The sequence below is a fragment of the Nocardia yamanashiensis NBRC 100130 genome, from assembly GCF_001613325.1.
Classification (GTDB): domain Bacteria; phylum Actinomycetota; class Actinomycetes; order Mycobacteriales; family Mycobacteriaceae; genus Nocardia; species Nocardia yamanashiensis.
Genome location: NZ_BDCD01000033.1, coordinates 107,253 through 113,766, shown reverse-complemented (window position 1 = coordinate 113,766; position 6,514 = coordinate 107,253). Strand labels below are relative to the sequence as shown.

The following is a 6,514-nucleotide window of genomic DNA, read 5'->3' as shown; positions in this document are numbered from 1 at the left end:
CGAACTGGCCAGAAGCCGACGGTGCGTGATGTGTTGAGCCTCGCCCCTTGCAGACAGCGGGGGACAATTCGCGCCCGAATCCTGGACCGAAGCCGTGCCGGAACCAACAGCTAGAGGGCATTCAGTCAGATGAAATGACCGCCAGTAGCGGACATTTCGTGACATATCGACCTGACAGGTGGCTACGGTCCAGTTACGCTGCCCCCGTGATCGGCACCTTTCCCTCCCGTACCGCGGATATCGTTCGCAAGACCGCACTGCGCGTCGGCGTCTCCCCCGTCGACCTGGCCGGAATCCCCGGTCTGTATCCAGCGGCGCTCGGCGACGATCTGCTGCGCGTACCCACCGAATCGGTGTGGCGCATGTGGGAATTGATCGACGCCATCGCCGGCCCGGGGTCGGGCCTGTGCGCCACCGCCCAGGCCGACCGCGGTGGGCTACGGGTCTGGGACTATCTGTTCTCCAGCGGCGGGACCCTCGCCGAGGGTGTGCGCACGGCCGCTGAATTCCGTGCCGTGGTCACGGATCCGGCCGCGGGCTGGGAAGTGATCGAGGACGGCCGACTGCTAACCATACGCGCCACCCGCTTCGAACCCGAGAAGGTCTTGGCGCCCATCGAGGAGTACGCCATGTCGTCGCTGCTGCGACGGATGCGCGAGGCCACCCGCCGGAATCTGGTGCCGGTCCGGGTCGCCTTCGGCAATAACGCCGGCAATCGGCATCGATGCCTGGTCGACGAATTCGGCACCGGCCAAATCGATTTCGGCGCACCGCGCTCCGAACTGACCTTCCTCGACGCCGGCGCCCTCCCCACCGGCACCGACCCCAAGCTCGGCGAGATCCTCAAGAACTACACCAAATTGGTACTGGCGCAGTCGGGCCCGGTACCCAGCTGGCACGAAACCTTTCGCGCCGCGATCGCCCAGGCGCTCTATGAGGACAACCTCACTCTGACCGCGGTCGCGGACCGCCTCGCGATCAACACGCGCACCCTGCAACGCCGTCTCGCCGAGCGGAACTCCAACTGGCGTGCGGAAGTCGAAGCCGTCCGCCACGAGCAGGCCAAGCAGCTGTTGCGCGACACCGACCTTCCGGTGCAATCCGTGGCCGCCCGGCTCGGCTATTCCGACGCCCGAGTCCTGCGCCGCGCGTTCGGACGATGGACCGGGCAGACACCCGATGCTTTCCGGCGCGAATTCGCCAGGCATCCCGCGCGAGACCTGAACGACCTGTCAGCCGCAGAGTCCGGCCCCGAGCCGACTCGGCTCATGTGAACGAGCGAGTCAGCGCCGCCGTCGCGCGCCCGGCTGTCCGTCGCGACTGCGGCCGGTAGCAGCCTGACGGTCTCGCTCAGCCGGTGGCGGCTCGTCCGACCCCGTCAATGTGACGGTGACGAAGCCCGCGAGCAGTATCAGGAAGAGAATGCAGATGAGCAGCATCCCAAGGAAATTCACGGCCATCCTTGATTTCGGGACTAGCGCCACCCGGAATGCGCGGCGCGGATCATAAGAACTCGGTCGTGCCGAACGCAGCGGCGGGTCTCCGTGACCAAGACCGACATGTATTGCCCCAACAGAGTGCGTGGATCGCTTCCTTTTGTCTTCTGGCTGTTCCCACTGCGGAGAACCGCCGCCGCCCCGCGTTTGCCGGAGTCGCGATGTCCGCGTCCGCCGGCCAACTCGCTAGAACCCTTAGCGTCAGCCGGCGGCGAAGGCGCTCATCCAGACCAGGGCGGAGTTCCAGTTGATCGCGACCTCGTTGGTCAGGTACGAGCCGATATGGTCGACATAGCATTTGGCTGGAGCGCATTTGCTCAGAAAGCGTTCGGACTCATGCAGTTTGGCCGGATCGGCAACCGACACGTCCGAGTTGGGTCCGCCGGCCAGCGCACCCGGCGGCGGGTTGGGCAGGGTGGATCGGAGTTGGTGCGCCCAGAACCGGTGATGCTGGTTCATACTCGCCCGCTCCCCGTAGCCGGTCACATACGACTGGTTCAACGCATTGCGGCCGAAGAGGTAGTCGAGAGCTTCCAGCGCGCCATCGCGGAACTTCGAATCGCCGGTCAGCGTGTGCGCAAGACCCATCACCATCGCCTTGTTGGTGGTTCCGCTGGTCGAACCCCAGTAGTACCAAGGAGTCTCGACCCCATTGATATTCTTGGTAGGCCGATCCGGATTCGGATACCCCTGCGCATGCATGTCCTTGAGATGCTGCTCAGCGGCGGCGATGATGTGTGCGCGGGCGCGATCGTAGAGCGGATTCGGCACCCGGATGAGTGCGATATCGCCCAGGCCGCCGGTTTTCTTCCAGGAGAAGTTGCCGGCGTCCAGCGATGCGGTGGCCTCGCTCTTGTACGAATCCAACCCGGTGGCCGCATACAGTTCCGCTGCCGCCCACGAGAACTCGTCGGAAACGTTGTCATCGAAGTAGGCGCCGCCGCCGGGCGTGGACGCGGCCGGCAATAGCTTGGGGTTGGCGCGAGCCGCCTCCCATGCCAGCTTCGCAGCGCTCAGGCACTTGCCCGCGAAAGCGGAGTCGAATTGCTGGTAGACCCGCGCACATCGAGCCCCCACCGCGGCTAGGTTGAGTGTCGCCGCGGTCGTGGGATCGAACAGCTTCCTCGGTTTCGGATCGTCCTGCGGCGGCATCGGCAGGCCGGTGCCTTCGACATCGTGAATCTTATGGTGCACCAAGCCATCCGAGCGCTGCATTCTCAGCAGGAAATCCAGCTCCCATTTGGCTTCGTCCAGAATGTCTGGCAACACTCCCGCGGCTTCCGGGATGCGCAGCACCGGAGAACCGGATTGCTCGTAAGAGTCGATCAGCTGCCAGGCGGCCAGCGCACCGTTGACGACATACTTGCCGTGATCGCCCGCGTCGTACCAACCGCCCCATTGTGCGCCATCGCCGTTCGGTGCGTCGGCGGCGTGCCCGGCAGGCCGGGCATAGGCGGCGGGGACGTAGTCGGAGCTGATCGGGATACCGGAACGGTTGTGGTAGAAGTACGCCGCCGCGTCCGTGCGCAGTTTCCCGTACAGGTCGGCGGTGATCTCGAACGGCACACTCCGCTCCGCGCCGACGGACAGCTCGTAGGTTCCCGGTGCGCGCACCGCGCTGAAGTCGGCGAGATGAACATTGTCCCCGGACAGCGCGTCCGCGCCGGAAACCGTGGTCTGCCCCGAGATTTCGACGGCGCCGCCCGCATGTGACAACGTCCATGTCAACGGCTGAGTCGCCGTAGTGACGATGGTCGCGCGTTTAGGACCATCCAGCAGGTAGCCGACCTGGTTGACCCGCACGGGAGATCCGAGATCCCGGCCGCCGCGAGGTGGTCGCGTACCGCCGGTCAGCGAAATGTCGTCCAAGCACAATCGATACGGTTCGCTGGCCCCACCCACCTGAAAGAGCAGTTGTCCGGTTGCGTGCTCGATGGTGGAGGTGCCGGTGTACTCGAAGGTGGCCGGGCTCGACGTCACCGATGCCCAGCCCGACAGCACGGCGGTGAACGGGGTCGTATCCATCTGTGCGACCGGGCGGATCCGTACATTCTTCGATGCCGAAGCCTTGAAAGTCAGTTTGTAGGACTGCCCATTCTCGAATGGAATATTGCTCTGCCCGATCAGCGCATCCCACGCTTTCCCGGTGCCACCGGGCACATCGGCGCACAGTCTCCCCGCGTCCACAGTGGACGGAGTGTTCGCGCTGCTCCACCAGGGCTGTTTGGCCGCGGAATCGAACGAGCCATTGGCGAGCCGTTCATAAGTGGCGGCGGAGGCAGGAGGCGCGGGCAGCAGCGCGGCCACGACGATCAGGACCAGGCCTGTCAGCCGCCGAGAAGTGTTCATGCGCAGCAGCATTCACAGAACCCGCAGCGCCCGCAAAACAATCATTCCCACTGATGGGAAAGCACTCGAGAAGGACCGGCTGAGCCGACCTTTGTAGCGCCGTGGCTGATCCTGCCAGGATCAGCCACGGGACCTGCTATCGAATGAAATTCAGCAAGGAACTTCCGAGACCAACTGCCGAACCTACGAAGGACAGGAAAGAAGCCAGATCGTGTGGGCCGGCGGATCCGATATCGGGCACTGCAAACCTCTTTCAAGGGATGTTCATCCAGACGAACGACCTCGGGGATCAGCCGGTTGGCTCGATCCCGACAGGTCCTACGTTTCGGAATGGTATGAACTTCTCGCCACTGAGAAGATCGCGCCCTGTACGCGGATCGTCTGGGCGGCCGCCGAGTGAACTACTGCTCAGGCTTGGCCCAGCGGCCGCGGGCCTGCTGGATGTGGGCACGCAGGAATTGCTCGACCGCGTCCTGGTCGCGGGATTCGAGGAGGTGGACGATGGTGAGGTGTTCGCGGGCGACGTCGACGAGTTCGCCCTTCTCGGCGAGGGAGGCCAGGCCGAACAGGCGGGTGTGGTCACGCAGGTCGGAGACCAGCGCATTGAGGCGTGGATTGTCGGCGTACTCGAGCAGGGTCAGGTGGAAGATCTGGTCGGCCGCAGTGTATTCCACTAGGTCGCCGCTCTGGGCGCCGGCGACGATCTGCTCGGCGAGCTCGCGCAGATGAGGGAAGTCCGCGTCGGGGATCAAGGGCGTGACTTCGCGGACGATGGGAGGCTCGAGCAGCAGCCGGATGCGGGTGATGTCGTCGAGATCCTTTTCCGCGACCTCGATGACCCGGAATCCCTTGTTGGGGACGATCGCGATGAGGTTCTCGCGGGCGAGATCCTGCATGGCTTCGCGGACGGGGGTGGCCGAGACTCCGAAGCGGGCGCCGAGCGTCGGCGCGGAATACACCACGCCGGGCTCCATTTCACCGGCGATGATGGCCGCTCGCAGTGCTCGCGACACTTTGTCGCGCAGGCTGACCTTCTCCACCTGGGTGAACTGCTCGATACTCACGTGGTCGGCTCCCCTGCCCGCGATCGATGAACTCCATGACTTCCGACATTCTATGCCATGTCACGTGGCATACCCGGCGGGCTAGGGCGGAGCGTCACGGCGTGGCTTCCGCATCGACGGCCCGCAGTGACTTGCCCGCGGTTTCCTTGGCCAGGCCGACCGCGATCACCGAGATCGTCGCCGCCACAACCAGATACAGCGAGATCGGTACCGAGCTGTGGAAATGGTCGAACAGGCTGACCGCGATCAGCGGGGCCAGCGATCCGGCCAGAATCGGGGCGACCTGATAGCAGAACGACAACGCCGTATAGCGCACCCGAGTCGGGAACATTTCGGTCATGAGCGCGGAATACGGTGCGTAGGTGCAGGATTCGATCGCCAAGCCGAGGGTGATGGCCACGATGATGAGCGCGTAATTCCCGGTGTCCATCATCGGGAAGGCCACGAAACCCCACCCTGCGGTGAGCACGGCCCCGGTGAGATAGACCGGCCGCCGGCCGACCAGATCCGACAGCAGACCCGCCGCGGGAATCATGAAGAAGTGCAGCAGGTGCGCGCCCAGCATGAGCGCCAGGATCGGCGCGGTGTCCACATGCACGGCCAGCTTGAGGTACGTGATCGAGAAGGTCACCACCAGGTAGTAGAGGATGTTCTCGGCGAAGCGCGCGCCGATGCCGATCAGCACCTGCCGCCAGTGGTAGCGCAGCACCTCGACAATGCCGAGCGCATGCCGCCGATCGGTCTCGGCCCGCTCCTGCGCCTCGCGGAAGATCGGCGCGTCATCCACGCTCGAGCGCACCCAGTAGCCGATCAGGACGACGACGGCCGAGAGCCAGAAGCCGATGCGCCAGCCCCACGAAAGGAACTGCGCCTCCGACAGATTCGCTGACAGCACAAGCATCACGACGGTCGCCAGCACATTGCCCAGCGGTACGCCGGCCTGCGGCCAGCTGGCCCAGAACCCGCGCCGGTGATCGGGACTGTGCTCACTGACCAACAGCACCGCCCCACCCCATTCGCCGCCGAACGCGAAGCCTTGGATCAGGCGCAGCGTCACCAGCAGCGCGGGCGCCCAATAGCCGATCACCGCGAACGTCGGCAGGCAGCCCATCAGGAAGGTGGTGATGCCGACCGCCACCAGGCTCAGCTGCAGTAGCGCCTTGCGCCCGATGCGATCACCGAAGTGCCCGAACAGGATTCCGCCGAATGGCCGGGCCAGAAAGCCCACCGCGTAGAGCGCGAAGGCGGCGATGATGCCGTCGATGGCGTTGCCGCTGGAGCGGAAGAAGACCTGCCCGAAGACCAGCGCGGACGCTGTGCCGTAGAGGAAGAATTCGTACCATTCGGCGACCGCGCCCGCCATGGCCGCGGCCACGATCCGGCGTAGTCCGGCCGCCGGGGCACTCGCTTGGGCATCGGTTTGCTGTTTCGTCGCGGGGTCGTCGATCGCGGTCATGCTCCACCTTCATCTGTGATGTGTGACATTGCACTGTAGAGTGGTGACCCGGATCACGCAAGCGGTTGACCGGGCATGAGTCCATCCCTTACCGTCAGTGCAATGTCACACGTCACATGGTGACAGGCGGCCGGGGCGCTCTCCCGGAC

At 64.8% G+C, this 6,514-nt stretch carries 4 protein-coding genes; 1 reads left to right on the top strand and 3 read right to left on the bottom strand.

Going from position 1 to position 6,514, the window contains the following annotated elements; translation table 11 throughout:
* The first annotated feature begins 206 nt into the window (after positions 1 to 206).
* Positions 207 to 1,274, top strand: a complete 1,068-nt coding sequence (locus tag NY1_RS33680) for an AraC family transcriptional regulator (RefSeq protein ID WP_067721193.1) — start codon at positions 207 to 209, stop codon at positions 1,272 to 1,274.
* A 423-nt stretch (positions 1,275 to 1,697) separates the two neighbouring features.
* Here the strand turns inward: NY1_RS33680 and NY1_RS33675 are convergent, their stop codons facing one another.
* From NY1_RS33675 to abaF, 3 genes are all read right to left on the bottom strand, one after another.
* Positions 1,698 to 3,845, bottom strand: coding sequence for a glycoside hydrolase family 9 protein (locus tag NY1_RS33675; RefSeq protein ID WP_169815438.1), 2,148 nt, complete (start codon positions 3,843 to 3,845; stop codon positions 1,698 to 1,700).
* Positions 3,846 to 4,246: 401 nt separating this feature from the next.
* Positions 4,247 to 4,909 carry a GntR family transcriptional regulator gene (locus tag NY1_RS33670; RefSeq protein ID WP_084535855.1) on the bottom strand — a complete coding sequence of 221 codons (663 nt, stop codon included), beginning with the start codon at positions 4,907 to 4,909 and terminating at the stop codon, positions 4,247 to 4,249.
* A 94-nt stretch (positions 4,910 to 5,003) separates the two neighbouring features.
* On the bottom strand, positions 5,004 to 6,365 hold the full coding sequence (abaF, locus tag NY1_RS33665) for a fosfomycin efflux MFS transporter AbaF (protein ID WP_067721191.1): 1,362 nt from the start codon (positions 6,363 to 6,365) through the stop codon (positions 5,004 to 5,006).
* Positions 6,366 to 6,514: the final 149 nt, after the last annotated feature.

What these genes read in the sequence shown, in the direction of transcription:
- NY1_RS33675 (WP_169815438.1), bottom strand. Translation starts at nt 3,845, where the DNA reads ATGAACACTTCTCGGCGGCTGACAGGCCTGGTCCTGATCGTCGTGGCC.
- abaF (WP_067721191.1), bottom strand. Translation starts at nt 6,365, where the DNA reads ATGACCGCGATCGACGACCCCGCGACGAAACAGCAAACCGATGCCCAA.